This window comes from Streptomyces sp. NPDC002536 (assembly GCF_053594995.1).
In genome coordinates, this window is sequence record NZ_JBSFWU010000022.1 from 1 (window position 1) to 26,201 (window position 26,201).

Annotated in this window: 25 protein-coding genes and 1 pseudogene; 17 read left to right on the forward strand and 9 right to left on the reverse strand. The window is 69.7% G+C overall.

The features are described from left to right. Window positions 1–342: pseudogene (locus tag ACWD4B_RS10910) on the forward strand (potassium-transporting ATPase subunit B); the annotation flags it as partial. A 4-nt stretch (window positions 343–346) separates the two neighbouring features. Continuing rightward, on the forward strand, window positions 347–994 hold the full coding sequence (kdpC, locus tag ACWD4B_RS10915; RefSeq protein WP_451420446.1) for a potassium-transporting ATPase subunit KdpC: 648 nt from the start codon (window positions 347–349) through the stop codon (window positions 992–994). 101 nt (window positions 995–1,095) lie between these two features. Here kdpC and ACWD4B_RS10920 read toward each other — a convergent pair whose 3' ends face one another. After that, window positions 1,096–1,632, reverse strand: coding sequence for a GNAT family N-acetyltransferase (locus ACWD4B_RS10920; protein WP_451420447.1), 537 nt, complete (start codon window positions 1,630–1,632; stop codon window positions 1,096–1,098). Window positions 1,633–1,814: 182 nt separating this feature from the next. On the opposite strand from ACWD4B_RS10920, the gene ACWD4B_RS10925 reads away from it, so the two are divergent. The 4 genes from ACWD4B_RS10925 (at window position 1,815) to ACWD4B_RS10940 (ending at window position 6,427) form a co-directional block, all read left to right on the forward strand. Beyond that, window positions 1,815–4,367 carry an ATP-binding protein gene (locus ACWD4B_RS10925; protein WP_451420448.1) on the forward strand — a complete coding sequence of 851 codons (2,553 nt, stop codon included), beginning with the start codon at window positions 1,815–1,817 and terminating at the stop codon, window positions 4,365–4,367. Window positions 4,368–4,470: 103 nt separating this feature from the next. Further along, window positions 4,471–5,160, forward strand: coding sequence for a response regulator (locus ACWD4B_RS10930; RefSeq protein WP_171086978.1), 690 nt, complete (start codon window positions 4,471–4,473; stop codon window positions 5,158–5,160). A 148-nt stretch (window positions 5,161–5,308) separates the two neighbouring features. Next, a complete protein-coding gene (locus ACWD4B_RS10935) occupies window positions 5,309–5,707 on the forward strand; it encodes an OB-fold nucleic acid binding domain-containing protein (protein ID WP_336412729.1) in 399 nt (132 codons plus the stop codon). Window positions 5,708–5,710: 3 nt separating this feature from the next. Further along, window positions 5,711–6,427, forward strand: coding sequence for a DUF3159 domain-containing protein (locus tag ACWD4B_RS10940; RefSeq protein WP_451420449.1), 717 nt, complete (start codon window positions 5,711–5,713; stop codon window positions 6,425–6,427). 79 nt (window positions 6,428–6,506) lie between these two features. Here the strand turns inward: ACWD4B_RS10940 and ACWD4B_RS10945 are convergent, their stop codons facing one another. Next, on the reverse strand, window positions 6,507–7,181 hold the full coding sequence (locus tag ACWD4B_RS10945; RefSeq protein WP_451420450.1) for a potassium channel family protein: 675 nt from the start codon (window positions 7,179–7,181) through the stop codon (window positions 6,507–6,509). Further along, window positions 7,178–7,846, reverse strand: a complete 669-nt coding sequence (locus tag ACWD4B_RS10950) for a potassium channel family protein (protein ID WP_451420451.1) — start codon at window positions 7,844–7,846, stop codon at window positions 7,178–7,180. Before ACWD4B_RS10950 ends, ACWD4B_RS10945 begins: the two co-directional genes overlap by 4 nt. A 531-nt stretch (window positions 7,847–8,377) precedes the next feature. On the opposite strand from ACWD4B_RS10950, the gene ACWD4B_RS10955 reads away from it, so the two are divergent. The 8 genes from ACWD4B_RS10955 (at window position 8,378) to ACWD4B_RS10990 (ending at window position 17,373) form a co-directional block, all read left to right on the forward strand. Further along, a complete protein-coding gene (locus ACWD4B_RS10955; RefSeq protein ID WP_451420452.1) occupies window positions 8,378–9,784 on the forward strand; it encodes an ATP-binding protein in 1,407 nt (468 codons plus the stop codon). Window positions 9,785–9,792: 8 nt separating this feature from the next. After that, window positions 9,793–10,209, forward strand: a complete 417-nt coding sequence (locus ACWD4B_RS10960; protein ID WP_451420502.1) for a roadblock/LC7 domain-containing protein — start codon at window positions 9,793–9,795, stop codon at window positions 10,207–10,209. Beyond that, window positions 10,206–10,568, forward strand: coding sequence for a DUF742 domain-containing protein (locus ACWD4B_RS10965; protein ID WP_171086990.1), 363 nt, complete (start codon window positions 10,206–10,208; stop codon window positions 10,566–10,568). The genes ACWD4B_RS10960 and ACWD4B_RS10965 overlap by 4 nt, the downstream gene beginning before the upstream one ends. Beyond that, entirely contained in the window at window positions 10,546–11,148 is a 603-nt protein-coding gene (locus tag ACWD4B_RS10970) for a GTP-binding protein (protein ID WP_390778351.1), read from the forward strand. Before ACWD4B_RS10965 ends, ACWD4B_RS10970 begins: the two co-directional genes overlap by 23 nt. 65 nt (window positions 11,149–11,213) lie before the next feature. Then, window positions 11,214–12,653: a cytochrome P450 gene (locus ACWD4B_RS10975; protein WP_451420503.1), complete on the forward strand. Its 1,440-nt coding sequence runs from the start codon at window positions 11,214–11,216 to the stop codon at window positions 12,651–12,653. Beyond that, window positions 12,635–13,756, forward strand: coding sequence for a cytochrome P450 family protein (locus tag ACWD4B_RS10980; RefSeq protein ID WP_451420453.1), 1,122 nt, complete (start codon window positions 12,635–12,637; stop codon window positions 13,754–13,756). Before ACWD4B_RS10975 ends, ACWD4B_RS10980 begins: the two co-directional genes overlap by 19 nt. Before the next feature lie 132 nt (window positions 13,757–13,888). Next, window positions 13,889–15,940, forward strand: coding sequence for an APC family permease (locus ACWD4B_RS10985; RefSeq protein WP_451420454.1), 2,052 nt, complete (start codon window positions 13,889–13,891; stop codon window positions 15,938–15,940). Window positions 15,941–16,044: 104 nt separating this feature from the next. Continuing rightward, window positions 16,045–17,373: a class I SAM-dependent RNA methyltransferase gene (locus tag ACWD4B_RS10990; RefSeq protein ID WP_451420455.1), complete on the forward strand. Its 1,329-nt coding sequence runs from the start codon at window positions 16,045–16,047 to the stop codon at window positions 17,371–17,373. Between the two features lie 91 nt (window positions 17,374–17,464). Here ACWD4B_RS10990 and ACWD4B_RS10995 read toward each other — a convergent pair whose 3' ends face one another. Genes ACWD4B_RS10995 through ACWD4B_RS11010 form a run of 4 tightly spaced genes read right to left on the reverse strand, consistent with a single transcriptional unit; the run spans window position 17,465 to window position 21,208 of the window. Beyond that, on the reverse strand, window positions 17,465–17,881 hold the full coding sequence (locus ACWD4B_RS10995) for a PIN domain-containing protein (protein ID WP_451420456.1): 417 nt from the start codon (window positions 17,879–17,881) through the stop codon (window positions 17,465–17,467). Next, entirely contained in the window at window positions 17,878–18,141 is a 264-nt protein-coding gene (locus ACWD4B_RS11000) for a CopG family transcriptional regulator (RefSeq protein WP_451420457.1), read from the reverse strand. The genes ACWD4B_RS10995 and ACWD4B_RS11000 overlap by 4 nt, the downstream gene beginning before the upstream one ends. A 17-nt stretch (window positions 18,142–18,158) precedes the next feature. Next, on the reverse strand, window positions 18,159–19,391 hold the full coding sequence (locus tag ACWD4B_RS11005; RefSeq protein WP_451420458.1) for an McrC family protein: 1,233 nt from the start codon (window positions 19,389–19,391) through the stop codon (window positions 18,159–18,161). Continuing rightward, window positions 19,388–21,208 (reverse strand): DUF4357 domain-containing protein, encoded by a 1,821-nt coding sequence (locus ACWD4B_RS11010; protein WP_451420504.1) that lies wholly within the window; start codon window positions 21,206–21,208, stop codon window positions 19,388–19,390. The genes ACWD4B_RS11005 and ACWD4B_RS11010 overlap by 4 nt, the downstream gene beginning before the upstream one ends. A 207-nt stretch (window positions 21,209–21,415) precedes the next feature. Here ACWD4B_RS11010 and ACWD4B_RS11015 point away from each other — a divergent pair, with 207 nt between their 5' ends. Continuing rightward, the gene (locus tag ACWD4B_RS11015) at window positions 21,416–23,746 is read left to right on the forward strand and encodes a DUF2786 domain-containing protein (RefSeq protein WP_451420459.1); all 2,331 of its coding nucleotides are present in this window, start codon (window positions 21,416–21,418) and stop codon (window positions 23,744–23,746) included. Between the two features lie 165 nt (window positions 23,747–23,911). Here the strand turns inward: ACWD4B_RS11015 and ACWD4B_RS11020 are convergent, their stop codons facing one another. Then, complete coding sequence (locus tag ACWD4B_RS11020; protein WP_451420460.1) at window positions 23,912–24,238, reverse strand: hypothetical protein; 327 nt, start codon at window positions 24,236–24,238, stop codon at window positions 23,912–23,914. Beyond that, window positions 24,214–24,843 carry an ATP-binding protein gene (locus ACWD4B_RS11025; RefSeq protein ID WP_451420461.1) on the reverse strand — a complete coding sequence of 210 codons (630 nt, stop codon included), beginning with the start codon at window positions 24,841–24,843 and terminating at the stop codon, window positions 24,214–24,216. Before ACWD4B_RS11025 ends, ACWD4B_RS11020 begins: the two co-directional genes overlap by 25 nt. Before the next feature lie 196 nt (window positions 24,844–25,039). Between ACWD4B_RS11025 and ACWD4B_RS11030 the strand changes: the two genes are divergently transcribed. Continuing rightward, window positions 25,040–25,891 carry a helix-turn-helix domain-containing protein gene (locus tag ACWD4B_RS11030; protein ID WP_451420462.1) on the forward strand — a complete coding sequence of 284 codons (852 nt, stop codon included), beginning with the start codon at window positions 25,040–25,042 and terminating at the stop codon, window positions 25,889–25,891. Then, window positions 25,888–26,082, forward strand: a complete 195-nt coding sequence (locus ACWD4B_RS11035; RefSeq protein WP_451420463.1) for a DUF397 domain-containing protein — start codon at window positions 25,888–25,890, stop codon at window positions 26,080–26,082. Before ACWD4B_RS11030 ends, ACWD4B_RS11035 begins: the two co-directional genes overlap by 4 nt. The last annotated feature ends 119 nt before the right edge of the window (window positions 26,083–26,201 follow it).

Here is a 26,201-nt window from a genome sequence, read left to right on the forward strand (position 1 = left end):
ACCCGCGGTGCGCTGACCACCTTCTCCATCGCCAACGACGTCGCGAAGTACTTCGCGATCATCCCCGCGATGTTCGCGGTCGCCTACCCCGGCCTGGACAAGCTCAACATCATGAGCCTGCACTCGCCGCAGTCCGCGATCCTGTCGGCCGTCATCTTCAACGCGCTGATCATCATCGCGCTGGTGCCGCTCGCCCTCAAGGGCGTGCGCTACCGGCCGATGAGCGCGGACGCGATGCTCCGGCGCAACCTCTTGATCTACGGACTGGGCGGCCTGATCTCCCCGTTCATCGGCATCAAGATCATCGACCTGCTCATCTCCCTCATCCCTGGCATCGGGTGACGTCATGAACAACTCCGTACGCAGCACGGCACGGCTGCTGATGGCGGGGCTCCGGGCCCTGCTGGTGCTCACCGTCGTCTGCGGTGTGATCTACCCGCTGGTCGTCACCGGCATCGCCCAGGCCGCGTTCAACGACCAGGCCAACGGCTCCGAGATCAAGGTCGACGGCAAGTCCGTCGGCTCCGAACTCCTGGGCCAGAGCTTCTCGCTCGACAAGAAGGACAAGGACGGCAACCCGCTGCCCGACCCGCAGTACTTCCAGCCGCGGCCGTCGGCGGCCGGGCCCAACACCGAGAACACCCAGTACAAGCTGCTGGTCTCCGGGGCCTCCAACCTCGCCGCCGACAGCAAGGTCCTGCTGACGAACATCCAGCAGCGCCGCGCGGACATCGCCGCCTTCAACGGCGTCGAGCCGAAGGACGTACCCACGGACGCCGTGACCGCCTCCGGCTCGGGTGTCGACCCCGACATCTCCCCGGAGTACGCGCGGCTGCAGGCGGACCGGGTGGCCAAGACCAACCACCTGCCGGCGGCCGAGGTCCGCAAGCTGGTCGAGGACCACGTCGACGGGCGGCAGCTGGGTTTCATGGGCGAGCCGCGGGTGAACGTCCTCAAGCTCAATGTCGCGCTGCGCGCGCTGGCCAAGGGCTGATTCTTCGGCCGCGGGCCGTCTGTGGCCGGTCGCGCCCACGCGGCGGAGCCGCATGATGTGACAGCCCCGCGCCCCTTAACGGGGCGCGGGGTTTCCCTTTCTCACCAGACGTCCCCCGGCCGCCAGTCGCACACCAGCTCCCCGTCGAGGTCCAGTGCCGAGCGCATCGGCAGCACGTAGATGTGGCCCTCCTCCTCCGGCGTGCGCGCGACGCCGTCCGGGGTGAGCACGGCGGCGCGGCCCCGCCACTGCTGCCAGCCGCGGCCCGTGTAGAGCGGGACGGCCTCCTCCGCGGCGCCGAGCGCGCCGAGGTGGTACCCGCCGGAGTGCAGCACCCGTTCCAGTGCCTCCATCACGGCGCTCGCCAGGCCCTGCCGGCGGTGGTCCGGGTGGACGGCCACGGCCTCCACGTAGCCCGTGCGCAGCGACCGCCCGCCGTGCAGCAGCCGGCGCTGCACCAGTGAGCCGTGGGCGAGCAGCCTGCCGCCCTTGTGGACGGTGGCATGGATGCCGCAGACGGTGTGGTCCCAGTCCTCGGCGGTGAAGTCTCCCTCGAAGGCGAGGTCGAGCAGGGCCCGGATCTTCGCCAGCCCGGCGGGCGTGAATGCGGACGTGTGAGCCGTGGATGCCCGGTGCATCGGGGCATCCTCGCAGAAGGACACGCCAGGCGGCGTCAGAACTGCGTCAATACCCGACCCCTGACCGCCTCCCGCCCGATATGTCCCGAACCTTGGCCGTAAGGTCGACGTGCGCGGCAGTGCTGCACCTCGCGGCGAAAACCGCCCGAACACGGCTGCGCATCGTGAAAGACAATGGGGCCATGGGACGCGGCAATCTCCGGATCTATCTCGGTGCGGCACCGGGCGTCGGCAAGACCTACGCCATGCTCTCCGAGGCACACCGCCGCGTGGAGCGCGGCACCGACGCCGTCGTGGGCTTCGTCGAGCACCACAACCGGCCGCGCACGGAGGTCATGCTGCACGGCCTGGAGGAGGTGCCGCGCCGCGAGATCGTCTACCGCGACTCCACCTTCACGGAGATGGACGTCGACGCCGTCCTCGCGCGCCGCCCCGAGGTCGTCCTCGTCGACGAGCTGGCCCACACCAACGTGCCCGGCGCGCGCAACACCAAGCGCTGGCAGGACGTCGAGGAGATCCTCAAGGCCGGCATCGACGTCGTCTCGACCGTCAACATCCAGCACCTGGAGTCGCTGGGCGACGTCGTCGAGTCGATAACGGGCGTGCGGCAGCGCGAGACCGTGCCCGACGAGGTCGTGCGCCGTGCCGACCAGATCGAGCTCGTCGACATGTCGCCGCAGGCCCTGCGCCGCCGCATGGCGCACGGCAACATCTACAAGCCCGACAAGGTCGACGCCGCCCTCTCCAACTACTTCCGGCCCGGCAACCTCACCGCGCTGCGCGAGCTGGCCCTGCTGTGGACCGCCGACCGCGTCGACGAGTACCTGCGCCAGTACCGCACCGACCACAGCGTCTCGACCATCTGGCACGCGCGTGAGCGCATCGTCGTCGGCCTCACCGGCGGCCCCGAGGGCCGCACCCTCATCCGCCGCGCCGCCCGCATGGCCGCCAAGGGCTCCGGCAGCGAGATCCTCGCCGTCTACATCGCCCGCAGCGACGGCCTGACCTCGGCCTCGCCCAAGGAACTGGCCGTCCAGCGCACCCTGGTCGAGGACCTCGGCGGCACCTTCCACCACGTCATCGGCGACGACGTGCCGGCCTCGCTGCTGGAGTTCGCCCGCGGGGTCAACGCCACCCAGATCGTGCTGGGCTCCAGCCGTCGCAAGACCTGGCAGTACATCTTCGGCCCCGGCGTCGGCGCCACCGTCGCCCGCGACTCCGGGCCCGACCTCGACGTCCACATCGTCACCCACGACGAGGTCGCCAAGGGCCGGGGCCTGCCCGTGGCCCGTGGCGCCCGGCTGGGGCGGGGGCGGATCGTGGCGGGCTGGCTGGTCGGCGTGGTCGCACCCGTCGCGCTCAGCATGCTGCTGACGACCGTCGTGCCCGAGGTCGGCCTCGCCAACGACATGCTGCTGTTCCTGTGCCTGACGGTCGGGGCGGCGCTGCTCGGCGGCCTGTTCCCGGCCCTGGCCTCGGCGGCCGTCGGCTCGCTGCTGCTCAACTACTACTTCGTCGAGCCGCTGCACGAGTGGACGATAACGGACCCGAAGAACATCGTCGCGATCGTGATCTTCGTGTTCGTCGCGGTGTCCGTGGCCTCCGTGGTGGACCTCGCCGCCCGCCGCACCCACCAGGCGGCCCGGCTGCGTGCCGAGTCGGAGATCCTCTCCTTCCTGGCCGGCAGCGTCCTGCGCGGCGAGACCAGCCTGGAGGCCCTGCTGGAGCGGGTCCGGGAGACCTTCGCCATGGACTCCGTGGCCCTGCTGGAACGAGCCAGCGAGGTGGACCCGTGGACCTGCGCGGCGAGCGAGGTGACCAACTCCGGCAGGCCGCTGCTGCGCCCCGAGGACGGTGACGTCGACATGCCCGTCGGCGACAACATGGCCCTCGTGCTCTCCGGCCGCGTCCTGCCCGCCGAGGACCGCCGCGTGCTGGCCGCCTTCGCCGCCCAGGCCGCCGTCGTCCTGGACCGGCAGCGGCTGGTCGGCGAGGCCGAGCGGGCCCGCGAGCTGGACGAGGGCAACCGCATCCGCACCGCCCTGCTCGCCGCCGTCAGCCACGACCTGCGCACCCCGCTGGCCGGCATCAAGGCCGCGGTGACCTCCCTGCGCTCCGACGACGTCGCCTGGTCCGAGGAGGACGAGGCCGAGCTGCTGGCCGGCATCGAGGACGGCGCCGACCGGCTCGACCACCTCGTCGGCAACCTGCTCGACATGTCCCGCCTGCAGACCGGCACGGTCACCCCGCTGATCCGGGAGATCGACCTCGACGAGGTCGTCCCGATGGCCCTGGGCGGCGTCCCGGAGGGCAGCGTCGCGCTCGACATCCCCGAGACGCTGCCGATGGTCGCCGTCGATCCCGGCCTGCTGGAGCGCAGCGTCGCCAACATCGTCGAGAACGCCGTGAAGTACAGTCCCGACGGCGTGCCCGTCATGGTCTCCGCCAGCGCCCTGGGCGACCGGGTGGAGGTCCGGGTGGCCGACACCGGCCCCGGCGTGCCGGACAGCGCCAAGAACCGGATCTTCGAGCCCTTCCAGCGCTACGGCGACGCGCCGCGCGGCGCCGGGGTCGGCCTGGGCCTGGCCGTCGCCCGCGGCTTCGCGGAGGCCATGGGCGGCACGCTCGCCGCCGAGGACACCCCCGGCGGCGGCATGACCATGGTCCTCACCCTGCGGGCCGCAGCCGGCCTGGCGCCCGTGCGCGCCGACCTGCCGGCGCAGGCCACGACATGATCCACCGGCGCACCGGCGCCCGCACAGCACAGCACGCACAGACCGACAGACCGAGACCGCGCGCCCAGCGGATGGGCCGCATGAACAGCAGAGGTGGTTCAGCATGAACCGGGTGCTCGTGGTGGATGACGAGCCGCAGATCGTCCGCGCTCTCGTCATCAACCTCAAGGCGCGGAAGTACGAGGTCGACGCCGCGCCCGACGGCGCCACCGCACTCCAGCTCGCCGCCGCCCGCCACCCCGACGTGGTCATCCTCGACCTCGGTCTGCCCGACATGGACGGCGTCGAAGTGATCAAGGGCCTGCGCGGCTGGACCCGGGTGCCCATCCTCGTCCTCTCCGCCCGCCAGACCTCCGATGAGAAGGTCGAGGCGCTGGACGCCGGCGCCGACGACTACGTCACCAAGCCGTTCGGCATGGACGAGCTGCTGGCCCGGCTGCGGGCCGCCGTGCGGCGCGCCGAGCCGACGGGGCCGTCGGCCACGGGCGACGACGCGATCGTCGAGACGGAGGTCTTCACGGTCGACCTCGCCGCGAAGAAGGTCAACCGCGACGGGAGAGACGTCCGGCTGACCCCGACCGAGTGGCACCTGCTGGAGGTCCTGGTCCGCAATACGGGCCGTCTCGTCAGCCAGAAGCAGCTCCTCCAGGAGGTCTGGGGCCCGTCCTACGGCACCGAGACCAACTACCTCCGCGTCTACATGGCCCAGCTCCGCCGCAAGCTGGAGCGGGATCCTTCGCACCCGAAGCACTTCATTACCGAGCCGGGGATGGGGTACCGCTTCGAGGTCTGAGGGCCCGGTGGCCTCCGGCCGGGGGGCCGGGGGTCGGCCCCCCGGGAATCGCAGCATCACGGAGCCGGGGATGGGATACCGGTTCGAGGTGTGACGCAGGTGGTCACGGGAGGGGATCGGGCGGGGCCCGCCCCGGTACGCTGGGTTCATGAGCGCCGCACCACGTTCCGACAAGCCGACCGGCCGTTTCCGCCGGATGCTCGACCGGCTGTCCAGCTCGCAGGAAGAGCTGCACCACGCCGAGCTGCAGCAGGACACGGAGGCCGTGGGCTGCACCCGGATCTGTGACTGTGACGACCGTCAGATCGTCAAGGTCACCGGCACGCTGCGCACCGTCACGCTGCGCCCCCGCGCCGGCGTCCCCGCGCTGGAGGCCGAACTGTTCGACGGCTCGGCCCCGCTGGACGTGGTCTGGCTGGGACGGCGGTCCATCGCAGGCATAGAGCCCGGCCGCAAGCTGATCGCCTCCGGCCGGATCTCCATGAGCCGCGGCCGCCGGGTGCTGTTCAACCCCCGATACGAACTCCGACCCGTCGGACAGGAGTAGCTGTTGACGTCTCTCGACAAGCCGGTGGACCGCCAGGAGCAGGGCCCCGGCAGCGATGCGAGAGCAGCCACCGAGGCCGCTCTGTTCGAGGCCTTCGGCGGGGTGCGCGGCATGGTGGAGACCACCGTCCCCGGCCTCGTCTTCGTCGCCTTCTACACGGTCAAGCGGGACATCCACCTCGCGGCGATCGCCGCGCTGAGCCTGTCCGTGGTGCTGGGCGTGGCCCGGCTGGTGTCCCGGGACACCCTCAAGCACGCCTTCAGCGGTGTCTTCGGGGTGGCCTTCGGCGCCGTCTTCGCGATGATGTCCGGCGACGCCAAGAACTTCTACCTGCCGGGCATGCTCTACACCCTCGGGCTGGCGGTGGCGTACATCGTCACCTCACTCGTGGGCTTCCCGCTGCTCGGCGTGATCCTGGGCCCGCTGTTCAAGGAGAACCTCTCCTGGCGCACCCGTAACCCCGGACGCAAGCTGGCCTATACCAAGGCCAGCTGGGCCTGGGGGCTGATCCTGCTCGCCAAGTCGGCGATCCTGTTCCCCCTGTACTGGTGGGGCGACGCCACCCAGCTGGGCTGGGTGAAGGTGGCCCTGGGCATTCCGCCGATGCTGCTGTCGGTCTACCTGACCTGGATCTTCCTGGCCAAGGCCCCGGCGCCGATCGACGTCTTCGCGGAGATGGAGGCGGCGGAGGCCGCCGAGCGCGAGAAGGCACAGGCCTAGCGGACAGCCGAAAGCCGAAGGGCCCGGGAACCGAACGGTTCCCGGGCCCTTTCGTGCCCCGTCATTCCCGGCGGAACGCTCAGCCGACGTCCTCGCGACGCACCGACAGCAGGTCCTCCAGCTGCTCCTCGCGTGCCGGGGCGGCGACGAAGAGGAGCTCGTCGCCGGCCTCCAGCGCGTCCTCCTTGTTCGGAGTGAGCACGCGGTTGCCGCGGATGATGGTGACCAGCGAGGTGTCCTCGGGCCAGTCCACGTCCCCGACCCGGGTGCCGGCGAGGGCCGCCTCCGGCGGAAGGGTGAGCTCGACGAGGTTGGCGTCGCCCTGGCTGAAGCGCAGCAGCCGCACCAGGTCGCCGACGCTCACGGCCTCCTCGACCAGCGCGGACATCAGACGCGGGGTGGAGACGGCGACGTCCACGCCCCAGGCCTCGTTGAACAGCCACTCGTTCTTGGGGTTGTTCACGCGGGCCACGACCCGCGGCACCCCGTACTCGGTCTTCGCGAGCAGCGAGACCACGAGGTTGACCTTGTCGTCACCGGTCGCCGCGATGACCACGTTGCAGCGCTGCAGCGCGGCCTCGTCGAGCGAGGTGATCTCGCAGGCGTCGGCCAGCAGCCACTCGGCGAGCGGCACCCGCTCCACGGAGATGGCGGACGGAGCCTTGTCGATCAGCAGGACCTCGTGCCCGTTCTCCAGCAGCTCGCCCGCGATGGAGCGGCCGACGGCACCGGCACCGGCAATCGCGACCCTCATCGGTGCGCCTCCTCAGGCCCCTGGGCGAAGGCCGCTTCGACCTTCTCCACCTCGTCGGTGCGCATCATCACGTGCACCAGATCGCCCTCCTGCAGCACCGTCGAGGACGACGGCAGCATCGCCTCTCCCAGCCGGGTGAGGAACGCGACCCGCACCCCGGTCTCCTCCTGGATCAGGCTCACCTTGTGGCCGACCCAGGCCTCCGAGACGGGCACCTCGGCGAGCTGGACGCCGCCGCTCGGGTCGCGCCACAGCGGTTCGGCACCGGAGGGCAGCAGCCGCCGCAGCATCTGGTCGGCCGTCCACCGCACGGTGGCCACGGTCGGGATGCCCAGGCGCTGGTAGACCTCGGCACGGCGCGGGTCGTAGATGCGCGCCGCCACGTTCTCGACGCCGAACATCTCGCGGGCCACCCGGGCCGCGATGATGTTGGAGTTGTCGCCGCTGCTGACCGCGGCGAAGGCGCCCGCCTCCTCGATGCCCGCCTCGCGGAGGGTGTCCTGGTCGAAGCCGACCCCGGTCACCCGCCGCCCGCCGAAGCCGGAGCCCAGGCGACGGAAGGCCGTCGGGTCCTGGTCGATCACGGCGACGGTGTGGCCCTGCTGCTCGAGGGTCTGCGCGAGGGCCGAGCCGACCCGCCCGCACCCCATGATCACCACGTGCACGTCGATGCCCCCGTATTCCGGAATACCGCGCTGACCTGCACCAACACCCTGCTCACACTTCCTTGCTTCGGCTTGCGGCACACCCATCGGAGCATCATCCGAATCGGTGCACGACACCACCGTATCCGTTGTGCCGCGCCGACCGGAGGCCAGGACGGCCGACCGGGCGCGGGGGCCATTTCATCACCCGGTGAAATGATCTTGCCCCGCCGGGTCCGCGGCCGGAGCCGATCGTCGAGGACCGGCCACCCCGGATGCGGACCGGGCCGGGTCCGGTCGGGGGCTCACGAGGGGTAATGGTCCGGACCGGAAGCGTCAACACGGCGGCAGAAGTCCGGAATTGGACTTCCCTTTCCGTGCAGTCCGTGCCGGACACCCCGAAAGCGGAAGCGTGTTCGTCTTTCGTGACGAAGATCGGACACACGGTCACCCGCGTGGTTAGGATGATCCGCGTATTCCGCTTCTGGACGGGACGTCAGGTCCTTCCCCTGTCCCGGCGCCCTCAATGCCCCCGTAGTCCAAGAGGAATTGATGTCACATCACATACCGGAGGTGGTGATCTGGTGTCTGGCCATCGCTCTGACCGTTGCGGTCGTGCTCCTGATGCGTCAGCGGACGATCACCACCGGTGTGCGCAGGCGAGCCGACCGGCTGGAGGACGGTATCCGGGCGCGTGACGAGGAGATCGGACACCTCGTCCGGGTCCGGCTGCCCGCCGTCGCGGCTTCCGCGGACCAGTCCGTGCCGCTGCCCGGGCTGCTCGACGAACGTCTCGCCGGCACCGTGTTCGCCCAGGGCATGCAGTCCGTGATGGAGCTGTTCACCCGGGCCGTGGACAAGGCGCAGTCCCGTGCGGACCAGTCCGCCAAGGCCGCGCTCAAGGCGTCCATGCGCGCCCTCCAGGGACTGGCCCACGAGCAGCAGCTGGCCATCTCCGACATGCAGGACCGGCACGACAACCCCGACGTGCTGCGCGACCTGCTGGAGATCGACCACGCCAACTCCCAGTTCGGCCGCCGCGCCCAGGCCATCGCCGTGCTCTGCGGCTCCTGGCCCGGCCGGCAGCGCGTCGCCTCGCCGCTCACCGACGTCGTCCGCGGCGCGACCTCGCGCATCCGCGACTACCGGCGCGTCCGGGTGCACAGCCAGGCGGACATCGCCGTCGTCAGCCGGGCCGTCGAGCCCGTCGTGCTGGCCGTCGCCGAGCTCCTCGACAACGCCGCCCGGCACTCCCAGCCGAACACCACCGTCGAGGTCAGCCTGCAGCCGGTGCACAACGGCGCCTGCATCGTCATCGACGACGCGGGCGTCGGCATGGACGGCCAGGAGGTCCAGCAGGCCGTCGCCTTCCTCTCCGGACGCCGCACCGTGGACGTCTCCCGGCTCGGAGACCCGCCCCAGTTCGGCTTCCCCGTCATCGGCGTGCTCGCCGCCCGCTACGGCTTCAGCGTCTCCGTCGACACCCGCTCGCCGTACGGCGGCGTTCGGACCGTCGTCTTCCTGCCCAGCGCCCTGCTGACGCAGCTCGACGTCGACGGGCCGGACACCACGCCGCTGGCCCCGCCCTCCCGGCAGGCCGCCAGGAGCGCGCGCCCGGGCGGCCGTCCGCACCCGCGCCCGGTGGAGCGCACCCACCCCGACCCCGTGCCGCCCGCGCCGGACGCCCCGCCGCCGGTCACCGGGTCCACCGCGGGCGGACTGCCCAAGCGCCGCCGCCGGCAGCCCCCGGCCGGGCACGGCCGCACGGGCTCGGTGCCGTTGCCCGCCGAGGCCCCGCAGGAGCGCACCGCGGAGGAGACCGCCCGGCGCATGGGCGCCTTCGCCCGCGGCACCCGCAACGGCCGCGCCGCCCGCCACCAAGGATTTGACCGGCACGATGGCCCCACCCGGCACCCGGACCGGGCCCCCGGAGAAGACGAAGGGAACCCCTACGCGTGAACGACCACATGAACAAAGAGCTGGGCTGGATGCTCGACGAGGTCGTCAAGATGCCGGAAGCGCGCCACGCGATCCTGCTCTCCGCCGACGGCATGCTGCGCGCCCACTCCCAGGGCATCGACCGGGACGAGGCCGAGCGCCAGGCCGCCGCCCTCTCCGGGCTGCAGTCCATCAGCCGTTCCACCAGCGACTTCTGCACCCACCCGGAGCACCGGGAGAGCGCCTGGCAGCAGACTCTGGTGGAGTTCGCCCACGGCTACGTCTTCCTCATCGCCGCCGGCCCCGGCGCGTACCTCGCCGTCTCCGCGGGCGAGAACGTCGACATGGAGGCCGTCACCTACCGCATGCAGAAGACGGTCGACCGGCTCGGCAAGGAACTCGTCAGCCCGCCGCGGCTGGACACCTGGCAGGGCAACCGGGCATGACCCCTCCCGCGCCGAGGCACGAGAGAGGGCTGGTGCGCCCGTACGTCGTCACCGACGGGCGCTCCCACCCGACCCGCAACACCTTCGACCTGGTCACCCTGGTCATGGCGCACGAGGACCGGCCGCTCGGCGGCCTCAGCCCGGAGAAGCGCAGGCTCATGGAACTCTGCCTCGGCGGCGCCCTGTCGGTCGCGGAGATCGCCGGCCACCTGATGCTGCCCGTCAGCGTCACCAAGGTGCTGCTCGGCGATCTCGTCGACAGCGGTCACCTGTCCACCAGGGCTCCCATTCCCTCGGCGCAGCTGCCCGAGGCCCAGATCTTGCAGGAGGTGCTCGATGGACTCCGTGCTCGCCTCTGACGGAGACCTCTATCTGCGACGGACCGTGCAGACCGCCGTGAAGATCCTCGTCGTCGGGCACTTCGCGGTGGGCAAGACCACCTTCGTGGGCTCGCTGTCGGAGATCCGGCCGCTGCGCACCGAGGAGACGATGACGCAGGCCGGCGCGCTCGTCGACGACCTGGCCGGCATCGACGGCAAGACCACCACCACGGTCGCCATGGACTTCGGCCGGCTCACCCTCAGCGACAGCCTGGTCCTCTACCTCTTCGGCGCCCCCGGCCAGCAGCGCTTCACCCGGCTCTGGCAGGACATGACCCAGGGGGCGCTGGGCGCGCTCGTCCTCGCCGACACCCGGCGCCTGGAGCAGTCCTTCGACGTCATGGGCCTGCTGGAGGAGCAGGGCCTGCCGTACGCCGTGGCCGTCAACCACTTCGACGGCGCCCCGGCGCACCCGGAGGAGGAGATCCGCGAGGCCCTCGACCTGCTCCCGGAGACCCCGCTGATCACCTGTGACGCCCGTGACCGGATCTCCTCCACACACGCGCTGATCACCCTCGTGGAATACCTGCAGAACCGCACCGTCCAGGAGCACGTGTGACCCACCGTCCGCCGCCCGGCTGCCCCGCGCACCAGGGGGACCGACCGGGCCCGCCCGTCACCCCGCTGTACGGGCCGGACTTCGCCGCCGACCCGCAGGCCGTCTACCGGCGGCTGCGCACGTACGGCCCCGTCGCCCCGGTGGAGCTGGCGCCCGGGGCGCACGCCAGCCTCGTGACCGACTACCGGGCCGCGCTCGAAGTGCTGCGCAGCCCCGAGCGGTTCGCCAAGGACGCCCGCCGCTGGCGCGCCCTGGCGGACGGGCGCGTGGCGCCGGACAATCCCGTCGTGCCGATGATGGCCTACCGGCCCAACTGCCTCTTCTCCGACGGGGACGCGCACCGCCGCTACCGCGAGGCCGTCAGCGACAGCCTCGGCCGGATCGACCCCAACGCCCTGCGCGGCTATGTCGAGCGCAGCGCCGACAGCCTCATCGACCGGTTCACCGCGCTCGGCGAGGCCGACCTGCTCCGCTCGTACGCCAAGATGCTGCCGCTGCTGGTCTTCCAGCAGCTCTTCGGCTGCCCGCCCGAGCTCGGCGACCGGCTGGTGCAAGGTTTCTCCGGCATCTTCGACGGCGTCGACGCCGAGCGGGCCGACGCCCTGATCACCGGCAGCCTGGTCGAGCTCATCGCCCACAAGCGGGAGCAGCCCGGCGCCGACATGACGTCCTGGCTGATGGCGCATCACGCCGAGCTCACCGACGAGGAGATGATCCACCAGCTCGTCGTCCTCATCGGCGCCGGCACCGAGCCCCAGCAGAACCTGATCGCCAACGCGCTGCGGCTGCTGCTGGCCGACGACCGCTTCGCGGGCGACCTCCGCGGCGGCAGCATGCCCGTCGAGGACGCCCTGGACGAGGTCCTCTGGCTCGACCCGCCGATGGCCAACTACGCCGTCCACTACCCCGTCGACGACCTGGACTTCGGGGGAACGCGGCTGCGGGCGGGCGAGCCCGTCGTGGTGAGCTTCGCCGCCGCCAACACCGATCCGGCCCTGCACTCCGAGAACCGCTCGGGCAACCGCGCCCACCTCGCCTGGAGCGCGGGCCCGCACCACTGCCCCGCCAAGGAGTCCGCACGGCTGATCGCGGCCGTCGCCGTCGAACGGCTCCTGGACCGGCTGCCGGACCTGGAACTGGCCGTCCCCGTCGACCGGCTCGTCTGGCGTCCCGGCCCCTTCCACCGGGCCCTCACCGCTCTGCCCGTGCGCTTCCCCCCGGTGCCGGTGCCCGTACCGGCGCCCGCGCCGCAGCACGTACAGCCCGGCTACACCGCCGAACCGCAGTCCTCGCAGTCCTCGCAGCCCTCGCAGCTCTCGCAGTCCGATCCGTCCGCAGCAGCAGAGACCTCTGGAGAAAGCCGATGGAACGCCACAACTGCCCTGTCGCATCCGTCGCCATCGATCCCTCGGGCCGCGACATTCACGGAGAGGCAGCCCGTATCCGCGCCCACGGCCCGGCGACCCCTGTGGAGCTCCCTGGCGGCGTGGTGGCGTGGGCAATAACGTCCCAGCCCCTGATCAAGCAGCTGCTCACCGACCCGCGCGTCTCCAAGGACCCGCGGCAGCACTGGCCCGCGTGGATCAACGGGGAGGTCTCCCCGGAGTGGCCGCTCTACACCTGGGTGGCCGTGCAGAACATGTTCACCGCCTACGGGCGTGAGCACCGCCGCCTGCGCAGCCTCGTCGCCACCGCCTTCACCGCACGCCGCACGGCCGCACTGCGCCCCCGCATCGAGCGGATGACCGCCGACCTCCTCGACGGTCTCGCCGCCCGTCCGCACGGCGAGATCGTCGACCTGCGCGAGGAGTACGCGTACCCCATCCCCATCCAGGTGATCTGCGAGCTCTTCGGCGTCGACGACGAGGCGACCCGGGAGGGCCTGCGCCACTGCGTCGACTCGATCTTCCACACCTCCGCCGATCCGGCGGAGGTCACGGCCACCTACGCCCGGATCTACGAGCTGCTCGGCTCGATCGTTGCCGCCAAGCGCGTCACCCCCGGGGACGACATGACCAGCATCCTGATCTCCGCGCGCGACGAGGAGGACGGCAGCCGGCTGAGCGAGCAGGAACTCGTCGACACCCTGCTGCTGATGATCGGCGCCGGGCACGAGACCACCGTCAACCTCCTCGACAACGCCATCCACGCGCTGCTCACCCACCCGGAACAGCTCGCCCTCGTCCGCGAGGGCAAGGCCGGCTGGAACGACGTGGTCGAGGAGACCCTGCGCTGCCAGGCGCCCGTCGCCAGCCTTCCGCTGCGCTACGCCGTGGAGGACATCGAGCTGGAGAACGGCGTGACCCTCCGCAAGGGCGACGCGATCGTCGCCGGCTACGCGGGGGCCGGGCGCGACCCCGGGCTGTACGGCGACGACGGCGACCGCTTCGACCTCACCCGGCCCGGCAAGGAGCACCTCTCCTTCGGCCACGGCGTCCACTTCTGCCTCGGCGCACCGCTCGCCCGGCTGGAGGCGGCCGTCGCCCTGCCCGCCCTCTTCGAGCGCTTCCCGGACCTGACCCTCGCGGCGGAGCCGGCGGAGCTGGTGCCGGTGGACTCCTTCATCTCGAACGGCCACCGGACGCTGCCGGTTCGGCTGCATGGGTGAACGAACTCGTGACTGACCTCGGTATTTGACGACCCCTTTACCCGTCGGACCGGAGGCGCGCGGAATGCTCGCTTCTGGTCCCGGCGGGTGGCGGGTGGGCGCACGCCATTTCGAACGCTTACGATCCTCTGCGTGTCCAAACTGACCGACCTGCCGAAACGGATCCTCATCGGCCGGGCGCTGCGCAGCGACAGGCTGGGAGAAACACTCCTGCCGAAACGTATCGCGCTCCCCGTCTTCGCCTCCGACCCCCTCTCCTCCGTGGCGTACGCGCCGGGCGAAGTGCTGCTCGTCCTGTCCGTGGCGGGTGCGTCGGCCTACCACTACAGTCCGTGGATCACCCTCGCCATCGTCGCCCTGATGGTCACGGTCGTCGCCTCCTACCGGCAGACCGTGCACGCCTATCCGGGCGGCGGCGGTGCCTACGAGGTGGCCACCACCAACCTCGGCCAGAAGGCCGGCCTCTCCGTGGCCAGCGCCCTGCTGGTCGACTACGTCCTGACCGTCGCCGTCTCCGTCGCCTCCGGCGTGGAGAACCTCGGCTCGGCCATGCCCTTCGCCGTCCAGCACAAGGTGCTGTTCTCGCTGGCGGTCATCGCGCTGCTGGCGCTGATGAACCTGCGCGGTGTGAAGGAGTCCGGAACGCTCTTCGCGATCCCCACCTACGCCTTCGTGGGCGGCGTGATCGTCATGGTGTTCTGGGGCGGCTTCCGCGGCCTCGTCATGGGCGACGTCATGCGCGCCCCGACGGCCGACTACCAGATCAAGGCGGAGCACGCCGGCCTTGCGGGCATCGCCCTGATCTTCCTCCTGCTGCGCGCCTTCTCCTCCGGCTGTGCCGCGCTCACCGGCGTCGAGGCGATCAGCAACGGCGTCCCCGCCTTCCGCAAGCCCAAGAGCAAGAACGCCGCCGCGACGCTGTCCCTGATGGGCGTCCTGGCCACCGTCATGTTCGTCGGCATCATGATCCTGGCCATGACCACCAAGGTCCGCATGGCCGAGAACCCGGCGACCGACCTGCTGGTCAACGGCAAGCCGGTGGGCGACGGCTACACCCAGAACCCCGTGATCGCCCAGGTCGCGGAGGCGGTCTTCGGCAACGGCTCGTTCGCGTTCATCTTCCTGGCCGCGGCCACCGCCCTGGTGCTGTTCCTGGCCGCCAACACCGCCTACAACGGCTTCCCGGTGCTCGGCTCGATCCTCGCCCAGGACCGCTACCTGCCGCGCCAGCTGCACACCCGCGGCGACCGGCTCGCGTTCTCCAACGGCATCGTGCTGCTCGCCCTGCTGGCCGGCGCGCTCGTCTACGCCTTCGGCGCCGACTCCACCAAGCTGATCCAGCTGTACATCGTGGGCGTCTTCGTGTCGTTCACCTTCAGCCAGGGCGGCATGGTCAAGCACTGGAACCGCCACCTGGCCGCGGAGACCGACCCCGCCGCCCGGCGCCGGATGCACCGCGCCCGGGCGATCAACGCCTTCGGCATGGTCTTCTCCGCGCTCGTCCTCGTCGTCGTGCTGCTCACCAAGTTCACGCACGGCGCCTACGTGGCCGTCATCGGCATGGTCGGCTGGTACGCGATCATGACCGCCATCCGGCGCCACTACGACCGCGTGTCCGAGGAGATCGCCGCGGAGGAGGCCGTCGACGACGACACGGTGCGTCCCTCGCGCGTCCACTCCATCGTCCTCGTCTCGAAGATCCACAAGCCCACGCTGCGCGCTCTGTCGTACGCCAAGCTGATGCGCTCCTCCGGCACCCTGGAGGCGCTGAGCGTCAACGTCGACCCGGCCGACACCAAGCTCCTCCAGGAGGAGTGGGAGCGGCGCGGCATCGACGTCCCGCTGAAGATCCTCGACTCGCCCTACCGCGAGGTGACCCGCCCGGTCATCGACTACGTCAAGAGCCTGCGCAAGGAGAGCCCGCGCGACGCGGTCAGCGTCTACATCCCGGAGTACGTGGTCGGCCACTGGTACGAGCACCTGCTGCACAACCAGAGCGCACTGCGCCTGAAGGGCCGGCTGCTGTTCACGCCGGGCGTGATGGTGACGTCGGTCCCGTGGCAGCTCGACTCGTCGGAGGCGGCCCGCAAGCGGGCCCGCAAGCGTGCGGAGTGGAGCGCGCCGGGTGCGGTGCGGCGTGGTCCGGTGACGCCGCCGAAGAAGGAGAAGGTGGCGAAGAAGTAGGGCGCTGCCGAATTAGCAGGTGAGGTGCGGCGGGACGTAGACTGGACGGCTGTTGTCCAGGCGGATCCCGCCGCACCTTTCTCGTCTCCTGGAGCTGACCCACCATGCAGCAAGAACCCAACGCATCACTGGTGGGCGAGGAGTACGAGGTCGAGGTGGGCCCGGTGGCGCACGGCGGCCACTGCGTCGCCCGTACGGAGTCGGGCCGTGTCCTGTTCGTGCGGCACACGCTGCCGGGGGAGCGGGTGGTGGCCCGGGTGACGGAGGGCGAGGAGACGTCGCGCTTCCTGCGGGCGGACGCGGTGAAGGTGCTGGAGCCTTCGAAGGACCGCGTCGAGGCCCCCTGCCCCTTCTCCGGCCCGGGCAAGTGCGGCGGCTGCGACTGGCAGCACGCCAAGCCGGGCGCGCAGCGCCGCTTCAAGGGCGAGGTGATCGCCGAGCAGCTGAAGCGGCTGGCGGGCCTGACCCCCGAGGAGGCCGGCTGGGACGGCACGGTCGTGCCGGCGGAGGGCGACAAGCTCCCGGCGGGCCAGGTCCCGGCGTGGCGTACGCGCGTGCAGTACGCGATCGACGCGGAGGGCCACGCGGGCCTGCGCAAGCACCGCTCGCACGAGGTCCAGGTCATCGACCGCTGCCTGATCGCGGCGCCCGAGGTCACGGAGCTGGGTGTCGAGAAGCGGGAGTGGCCGCAGATCGCCTCGGTCGAGGCGATCTCGGCGATCGGCTCGACCGACCGCCAGGTGGTCCTCACCCCGAAGCCGGGCGGCCGCCTGCCGATCGTGGAGTTGGACAAGCCGGTCTCGGTCCTGCGCGTCGGCGAAAAGGACCAGCAGATCCACCGCGTCCACGGCCGCCCCTTCGTCCGCGAACGCGCGGCCGACCGCACCTGGCGCGTGTCGGAAGGCGGCTTCTGGCAGGTCCACCCGAAGGCGGCGGATGTGCTGGTGCAGGCCGTGATGCAGGGCCTGATGCCGCGCAAGGGCGACATGGCGCTTGATCTGTACTGCGGTGTGGGCCTGTTCGCGGGCGCGCTCGGCGAGCGTGTGGGCGAGAAGGGCGCGGTGCTGGGCATCGAGTCCAGCAAGCGCGCGGTGGAGGACGCCCGGCACAACCTGCGCGACCTGGACCGGGTGCGGATCGAGCACGGCAAGGTGGAGTCGGTGCTGCCGCGGACGGGGATCGACACGGCGGATGTCGTCGTCCTCGACCCGCCGCGGGCGGGGGCCGGGAAGCAGACGGTGCGGCACCTGGCGTCGCTGGGGGCGCGGCGGATCGCGTACGTGGCGTGCGATCCGGCGGCGCTGGCGCGGGACTTGGGGTACTTCGCGGAGGAGGGGTACCGGCCGGTGACGTTGCGGGCGTTCGATCTGTTTCCGATGACGCATCATGTGGAGTGCGTGGCGATTTTGAAGCGGGTCAAGCAGGACGACTGACCTGTGGTTTTGGCAGGAGCGTCAGGTGCCTTCACGGGACGCCTGGCGCTCCTTCAGCATGAAGCGGCGCATAGCGCCATGGGGCCGACGCTCAGATCTTGATCACGGTGGCGCGTGTGCCGCACAAAACGGTGATGTCCTCCGGGTCGGAGGTGAGAATCGTGATGGGGCCGGGGGCGGCGAGTGCCGTGGCGCTGAGCATGGCGTCGATCGCGTGCTTGTGACCGTGGAGGCCGGTGTCGGCGAGCAGTGCGGCGGCCTGGCGGGCGATCGGCTCGGTGACCGGTTCGACGACGAGGCGGGACAGTGTCCATTCCAGGGCCGGGCGGTTGATCCGAGGGTGCACTACCTCGACGAGGGTGGCTGCGGACGTGATCACCCGCACGTCGTCGGCGCGGGCAAGCGCGAGCCAGGTGGTGACCGTGCGGTCGCGCAGGACGGCCTTGGCCAGTCCCTCGCTGTCCAGGACAAGGGTGCCGCCCGGCGTGGCGGCGGGGAAGCGGGTCACGCGGCGTCTGCCCCGCCCCGGGTCTGCTCCTGACGTGCCTGGTGGAGTTGGTCGCGCAGGGCCTGGATCTCGTCGTCGGTGATGGCGCCGTGCTCGGCCTCGGCGACAGCGATGAGTTCGTTGAGGTTGTCGCGTTCGATCTGACGGGCGACGGCTGTGGCGACGTAGGCGGACAAGCCTGAAGGGCCGCTGCGGGCGCGGGCGGCCTCCGCGATGTCGCGCGGCATCGTGATCGAATACTTGCCGGTAGGCTCGCTCATGCTACCTATCCTACTCCTCATCCTACTTCCGTGGGTCGGCCGCTGCGCATCTGCCGGGACAAGGCCGCGATGCCGGCGAGCAGCTCGGCGGGTGGCTGGTCGAGGTCGAGGGCGTGCTGATGGATGATGACGCCGACGTGCCGCACCCGGTGAGCGGTGTGCGGGGCGTTTCCTTTCGCGTAGACGAGGTGGCCCTCCGGCAGTCCCAACGCCGTGCAGTAGGCAAGCATTTGGTACAGGTCGGCATCCGGGTAGCCGTCCCGCCTTTCCGCCTTGTACTTGGCGTCGGCCACAGCCAAGGGCGTGCCGTCCGGTCCCTGCAGGACGAAGTCCGGCTTCATGCGGATCACGGCTGCCTCGTCGAGGTGGTGCGGGTCCTGGAGACGGCCGGTGAGATCCGTGCCACGCAGAGTCTCCTGCAGCGCGACCGTGACGAATTCCTCGAAGAGCCTGTTCATGTCGAACAGGAAGCCCTCGATACGCAGTCCGCCGGGCGAGTGGTCGGCCGACATGCCGTCCAGGACGGCATGGGCGAGGTGCAAGGCATGGTGATAGCGGGCGTTGAGACGGGAAGGGTGCCAGACAGGCAAGGCCTGTCCCCGCACCAACGGGGCAACTTCGGCGAGACGGGTGCGCTGGTGCAGCAAACGTCGGCGTACGTCGCGCGGTACGCCAGGCAGACGGAGCAGCCGGTCCACCGCGGCCCGCAGGATGCGGTTCTCCGTGATGTCGGTCGTGAACTCGTCGTAGGCCACTTCGACCGGCAGTGTCGCCCCGAAGCGACGTCGTATCTGGTCGGCCTCCCGGATCCGTCCTCGGACGACCGTAGCCGTCTCCTCCGTTGGCCGGTATCCCTGGAGCAGACCCTGCCGCAGCGCCCGGTCGGTCTGCCGTTCGACGGCGTGAGCGAAGGCCGGCACCAGGTTCTGGTACCCGGCCACCTCGACCTGCCCGTCACGCCAGCCGCCGCGCGGGTCCAGGCTGTAGCCGAGGAGGAAGAAGAGCCGGGCGATGGGCACCTTGGGCCTGACGCGGACAGTGACGGCTTCGCCGCTGTGCGGAGAAGTGACGGTGACCGCGCCGACCTTGCTGCCCGCCCGCAACAGCCACCGGCCCGGCGTGTACGGGTCGGGAGAGGCATCGACGATCCGGCCGGCCGCGAGTTCCCTGCCGATCGCGTCCGGCAAGGGGTGGCTCGTGGCCGGGGCATGTTCGACGAGCTCGACAGCCGAGACGATTGCCGGGGTCACGCGGGCGGCTCCGGCAGCGACTGCCGCAGGGCGGAGAGGCCGTAGCGTTTTTCGATGTCGACGTCTTCGCCGTAGTGATGCTCTTCCAGGAGGGGGAGGATCTTCGTGCGCCACGTCCGCTCCAGACCGCCGTCCCGATAGACGCCCTTCTTCATGAGGTACGAGGGGCCGATCTTGAAATCGCCTTCTTCGATGCGGGAGTTGAGTGCTTCCAGGAGGTCGGCTGGTTCGGAACCCCTGTCCTGGGACGCGAGCCATCGGCGCAGCAGCCCTCGGGTCGGCTCGATGCGCGGTGACAGCTCCACGAACGCGAACCGACGACGCATCGCCGCGTCCACGAGTGCGATCGAGCGGTCGGCAGTGTTCATCGTGCCGATGACGAACAGGTTCGGCGGCAGGGCGAAGTCGTCTCCGGAGTACGTCAGCCGGACCGACTTGTTCCGGTACTCCAGGAGGAAATAGAGCTCACCGAAGACCTTGGCCAGGTTGGCCCGGTTGAGCTCGTCGATGATCAGGAAGTGCGGGATGTGCCGGTTGCCCTCCCGCGAGGCGAGGTCGGCCAGCTCCCGCAGGGGCCCGGCCGTGAGCCGGAAGGCGACCTCTCGTGTTTCGGGGTCTTCCTGCGGCCGGAACCCCTCGAAGAAGTCTTCGTAGGCATAGGAAGGGTGGAACTGCACGAGCTTCACCTGCTCCGGCCCGCCGCCGAGGAACTCCGCCAGCTTCTGCGCGAGGTACGTCTTGCCCGTACCGGGCGGCCCGTACAGCACCAACTGCCGTTCGTCCCAGAGGAGGTCGCGCACCTCGCGCAGCCAGCCCGCATCGTGCACGTGGAGTTCGGCCGCCAACTCGTCTGTGGGGTCGGGCAGTTCGAGCTCACGCCGGGCAATGATCGCAGGAATTTCCAGGCTGGGATCGCGCTCGGTGGCCTCAGCGTCGTCGGCAAGCTCCTCGTCCGTCATCCCGAGCCCTTCGACGACGGACTGCACGGTGGTGAGGTCCACGATGTCGTGCTGGACGGACAGCTTCTGCTGGAGTTCCTCCGGCAGTTCGTCGTAGGGATATCCGGTGTCCTGCCAGGTCACGGGGCGACGGAGGTTGGACCGCCGGTCCTCGGATTCTGTCTGCTCGGCCTCGCCGGTGATCTGGCCGACGTGCAGCCGCCCGTCGGAGATGGTGCACACGGTGTCGCCGGGCTTCATCCGGGACAGGAAAGCATGCAGCTCTTCCGCCAGGTCCTGCTTCTGGCTGTACGTCGCCGTGGACTCGTAGTCCTCCTGGACGAGGGTGCGCAGCCGGTCCTTGCTGATGCCCTGGGCGACGCCCTGGCGGAGCCGGGAGGCCGCCAGGGTCACTCGACCTTCGGGCAGCCAGAGGCGCTGGACCAGGTCGAGGCCGTTGACGTTGGAACCACGCACCAACCAGGGGCGATTGGGGCCGGCCCAGGTCCCCGGCATGAAGTCGGCAAGAGGGCGGCCGTCCTCGGTCTTCCAGTCGACCCAGCCGTTGGAGCTGCGGCCGGTGACGACCTCCGCGGCCTGGGAGGAGGAGTTGAAGGTGATGTCGTCGGCGGTCTCCAGCCAGCCCGGCAAGGTCTGGGACTGCCTGATCCGGCCTTCGGCGAGCAGCTTTTCGCGCAGCCGGTGGGCGGAGGCCGCTCGCGTGGCGAAGGACGGCACCACCTCCGGTCGTACGGGCTGTCCCGGGCCGATGACGAACTTCCGGCTGCCGTTCGTCCCCAACTCGTCGGTCTGCCGCCCGCGCGCCTCCGGACCGCCGTTGGGCAGCCGCAGGCGGAACTCGGGGTACGGGGACTGCATGTGCTCGCCGTGGTCGTCGGTCATGGACCCCTCACTTGTACGGCCTGGATCGGTCGGGTTCTGCGTCGGACAACGAGCCTAGACGTCACTACTGACACCGACCGGTGGTCGGCCGACCCTCCTCGTAGGATGAGGATCCGATTTCGATCACGTGACGCAGGCGGCCGACCCGGAAAGCGGTTTGGCCGCAGGGGAGGGCAGGACGTCATGGCGGAGCACGGCGCAGATGAGTCGGCGGTCACAGCGTTCACCGAGGCTCGAGAAGACTGGCTGAGGGCGCGTGCCTCGGAAATCGGCGAGACACTGGCCGATCATTCCCCCCGGCTGCACAAGCTGGTTCCCTCCGATCTGGGCGACCGGCGGCTGCTCGACGCGCTGGTGATGGTTCGGGCGGCTTCCGACGAAGCACGTGTACGACCGGTGGCGGATACCGTTGCATGGCTTGAACTGCTCATCCCTCATGGTCACCGGCACGACCTGAGCAGCGCGGTACAGGAGATCCGCTCCGCTCTCGCACTGACCGACGAGCCGGCGCTCCGCTCCTGGAATGCGGAAGCCTGGCAGGAAATACTCCTTGCCCTGTGGTGGAGCGACCGATGTGTCATGGCTGGGCCGAGGCAGGCGGACGACGAACTGATATCCCGCTGGGGAATCCGCAGTCCGGTTGCCACACGCGTCCTTGCACCCGAGCACGAACCTGAGCGGCAGTACCACTGGGAGTTCACCTCCTTGGTCGAGCATCTCGCCGCGGAGGCCGCACCGTTCGGGCTGCTCGCTCGCGCTGTTTTCGCCGAAGGGCATGTCAGCGAGGCGATCGAAACGTCTATGGCCGAGTCGGAAGCGACCCTCCAAGGCGCAGGACATCTGGCGCTCCTGGTAGAGGAACGAGTCCGCGCCGAGGAGCTGAGGGACTGGGCCGAGAAATCCGACAGTGGTGCGTACGCGCCCGTCGGTGCCTTCCTGGCAGAGCTGAGCCGCGCAACCGAGACCTACCTCAGCGAGGTCATCCAGCCAGTCATTGCGGGGCTTTCGCGGTGCGAGAAGGAGCTGCTCAGTAATGCTGAGCAGCGAGAACGGCAGTCTGCAGAGGCGTACTTGGAGGAGTTCTTCAGCTGCATCGACGATGTGCCGTCGGCCACGGACGGCGAATTGGACAGCCGGACAGAGCAGGAAGCAGTGGCTCGCAGCGCACGGGGTGAGCTCACCTGGCACGCCATGCGCGGCTCCGTTCCGGTCTGGTACCACATCATTGGTTCTCTGCAGGAGCGTGCGGCGGCACTGGCCTTCTCGGGAGCGGCGTCCTCGTCGGTGATCCGAGTACACGCGGATGTGGAAGCCCCTCGCCAATTCGACCTGTTCAGTGTCGATCAGCTCACTGGCCACGGTGCGTTCGGCGAGCCGGAGGACTGGTATCCGGAACCCGGCATCGCATTGCAGTATTCCCGGCACAGTGTCACCGACCTGTGCGAGTTGCTGGTTCTGGCCAGACTCGGCCATGCGCGCCTTGAGTTCCTGACCCCGGACACGCGTGGCGGCTTCGCCGTCCTGCGGTCGCTCCGGGCCGAGGTGCGCGCTGACGATGCCGAACACTGGGCGATGGGTGCGCTGGCCGGGCTGCGCGCACGGGTCCCGGACCCCGAGGATCTGGCAGATCTGCTTGCGGACGAGTGCGAGACGGACGAGGACGACGAGCTGGACGGCACCGGCGCGGGCCCCGGTGGTGAGCAGTCCCCGGAGCCGCAGGAGACCCCTGCCGGCCGAGATGCGCCGGAAGCGCCTACCACCTCGACAGCGGCGAATCTCCCTGAACACTTGCTGACCCGTGTGAAGGCGATACTCCGCAAGGCCGAGGACCCGGCGGCCACTCCCTACGAGGCCGAAGCCTACCTGGGCAAGGCGACGGCGCTGATGGCCAAGTACGGCATCGAACAGGCCATGCTCCAGGGCGACGACCCGGCATCCGAGCAACCTGCCGACCGCATGGTGGATGTCACGGCCCCGTGGATGCGCGAATGCCAGCGGCTGCTCGCCGCGATCGGGGTGGCGATGCGCTGCCAGGCCGTCTACCCCGGTGGCAAGGCGAATCGCCATCGAGTCCACCTCTTCGGCTTTGCGCCGGATCTGGAATCCGTGATGATTCTCTACGCGAGTCTGCGCCTGCAGATGTTGCAGGGAGCCGAAAGGGCGGGCGTGCAGCACCGGCCGACAAAGGAAAACCTGCGCGCGTACAAGCGTTCCTGGATGCTCGGCTTCATCCGCGCTGTTGCTCTGCGCATCGAAGAAGCCGAGCGCCAGGCCCGTGAGGAGACAGAAACCGAACGCAACCGTCAGGACGCCGGCCTGGCCATCGGCGAGAGCCGCAGCGTGGCTCTCGTCCTGGCCGATCGGAGTGCCGTGGTCAAGGACGCGGTCTCCTCCCACTACGGGAAGCTGGGTAAGAAGCGCCGTGTGACCTTCAAGGGCAGCGGCTACTGGCGGGGCCACGCGGACGGTCAGCAGGCAGATATCGGGGGCCCTACGTTGGAGGGCAACCGGTAGCCCACTCGGAGTCCTGCGGTGTGAGGCACACGCTCAGGTGACTGGGCAGAGTGCTGCTGTACGGGGCCCCGCCATCCCAGATGGTGGCACTGCGGTCTGCGGCCGCCTTGTCCCCAGGGGCGCGGGGGTTCAGCACCTGCGGAAGTCCGGGCGGGCGCAGGGCGCCTACGGCGCGCATGGGCTCCTCCTCGACGATGCCGCGGGCACCAGGTTCCGGAGCGGGGTGAGCGGGAAGTCGGCGATGGGTAGCCAGGAATACCGGTCGCGCGGCGATTCCGGGGAGCCGGGAAGGGCCTCGAAGAAGTACCAGAAGTACAGCCGGTGTTGCTGCCACGGGCCGTCGCGGAGGGCGGGCCGGTGCTGTTCGATCCACAGCGGCGGGGCGGAGCCCGTCGGCGCGAGCCGCAGCCGTGTTCCCTCAGCGGTGATTCGGCGGGCGGCGGCTGCCAGCGATCTGTCCTGTCGCGTCAGCGTCCCGCCGAGCAGGCGCACCCGGTCGCGGAGCGTACGACGGAACCAATAGTGACGGTGAGGCAGTTGTGGTTGCAGGGCCTGCCGGTGGCCAGGTGGTCGCACGCGCGAGGGGTGTAGTGGAGGACGTCCGTCAGACGCCCGGGGTAGGCGTTTCCGTAGCGGAAGATCTCATGGACGATGTCCGCTGCGTTGACGGTTTCGGTCCGCGGTGCCGCCTGTGAGGTGTCGAACAAGCAGTGCACCTCTTTGCCCTCGCCGGGCGACGTCGTCGCCACGTTCCAGCATCCATGAGTGAGCCCGTCGATCAGAGCCAGGCCGCGTCCGGTTGTCCGGTCGATGTTCGGCCGCTGCTTGACCGGAGCTGCGCGGTGGTTGTCGCTGACGCGTACGTGCAGGAGGTGTGCCTTGTGCTCAAGGACCAGCTTGCAGCGGGCGCCCGGTACGTGATCCACGACGTTGGTCAGCAGCTCGTTGACCACGGTCACCACGTCGTCGGCCTGCGCCGTCAGGTTCCAGTAGTGGAGTTGGGCGCGCACGATCCGGCGCACTTCGGCCAGCTCCGCAGGTCTCAACGTGAGGTCCATCGTGAGCCGGCGGTCGGAGCGTTGCGGGTGGATCGGCATGTCCCCTCCACGTCTGAACAGACCGAAGCCTGAGCAGGGTTGATTGGCTCGTTGTCACGCTTCGACTGCGAGCCGTGACGTGTCGAGGTGGACCAGCAGACCGGCCTGGGCAACTATTTCCGTACAGGCGATACATGCCCAGCGGGATTGGCATATGACAGCGCTGGCGCGTGGTTGAGTGGGCCATGATGCACGCATGGATCAGAGAAGCCTGCCGACCATGCGTAGCAAGCGGCTCGGTAGCGAGCTACGGCGGCTCCGTGCGGACCGGAACCTCACTGTCTCCGAGGCGGCGAAGCGACTGGGGTGCGGCCAGCCCAAGATCTCGCAGATCGAGAACGGCAACCGAGGCATCAGGCCCGGGGACTTGGCGACGCTCCTCGACCTCTATGAAGTGACGGACGACAAGTACCGTCGGCGCCTGATCAAGTTGGCTGCTGACGTGCGCAAGGTCGACTGGTGGACGTCCCAGGGTCCGCTGGTCGACGCGCTGCGTGACTATCTGATGCTGGAGTCCGACTCGGGGCTCGTCCGGGTGTATGAGCCGATGCTTGTGCCAGGGATGCTGCAGACCGAGGCATATATGCGCCAGTTGTTCTCCGCACGTCTTCCCGAGGATCAGGTGGATGCGCTCGTGGAGACACGGCTGAAACGCAAGGAACTCCTGGACGACCACCTGGGTTTCAGGCTTCGCGTAGTGGTGGACGAGCCGGCACTTCACCGCATCCCGGGCCCCCGTGCCGTGGTTGCCGAACAGCTCCGGCACCTCGAGCAAGTGGGACGTCGGCCCAACGTCACTGTGCAAGTCCTCCCGCTCAAGGCGCGGTTCGTAGTGGACCAGTTCGCGCCGTTCAGCCTCTTCACGTTTCGCGGAGAATCGTCGATCGATGTTGCCTGGCTGGAGTACCTGACTGGTGGTACGTTACTTGAACAAGCGCACGACGTACAGGCGTACACGCGCGCGTGGGAGGAACTGACAGCCGTCGCACTGTCCCCGTCCGACTCGCGGCGGCTCATTCGCGCACTCATCGAGGAAAACGGATCATGACTGGCGCTGTGTCCGAATGGCGCAAGAGCAGCTATAGCGGCAGCAACAACAACTGCCTCGAACACGCGGTTCTCCCCGAGGGGCGTCATGTCGTACGCGACACCAAAGACCCCGGACGCCGAATAGCTATCTACTTCAAGGCTGCCGCCTGGCAAGTGTTCATAGACAGTCAGAAGAGGTTGGCTCTTTAGCGCCAGCGTGTCGGCCTTGCTGGCGCATGGTCGGGAGGTATTCGCTGGTTCACGAGGTGGGGTCGCACGTGCCACGGCTGGGCCCGTGTGGGGCCTAACCGTGGCACGGCGATGGGTCA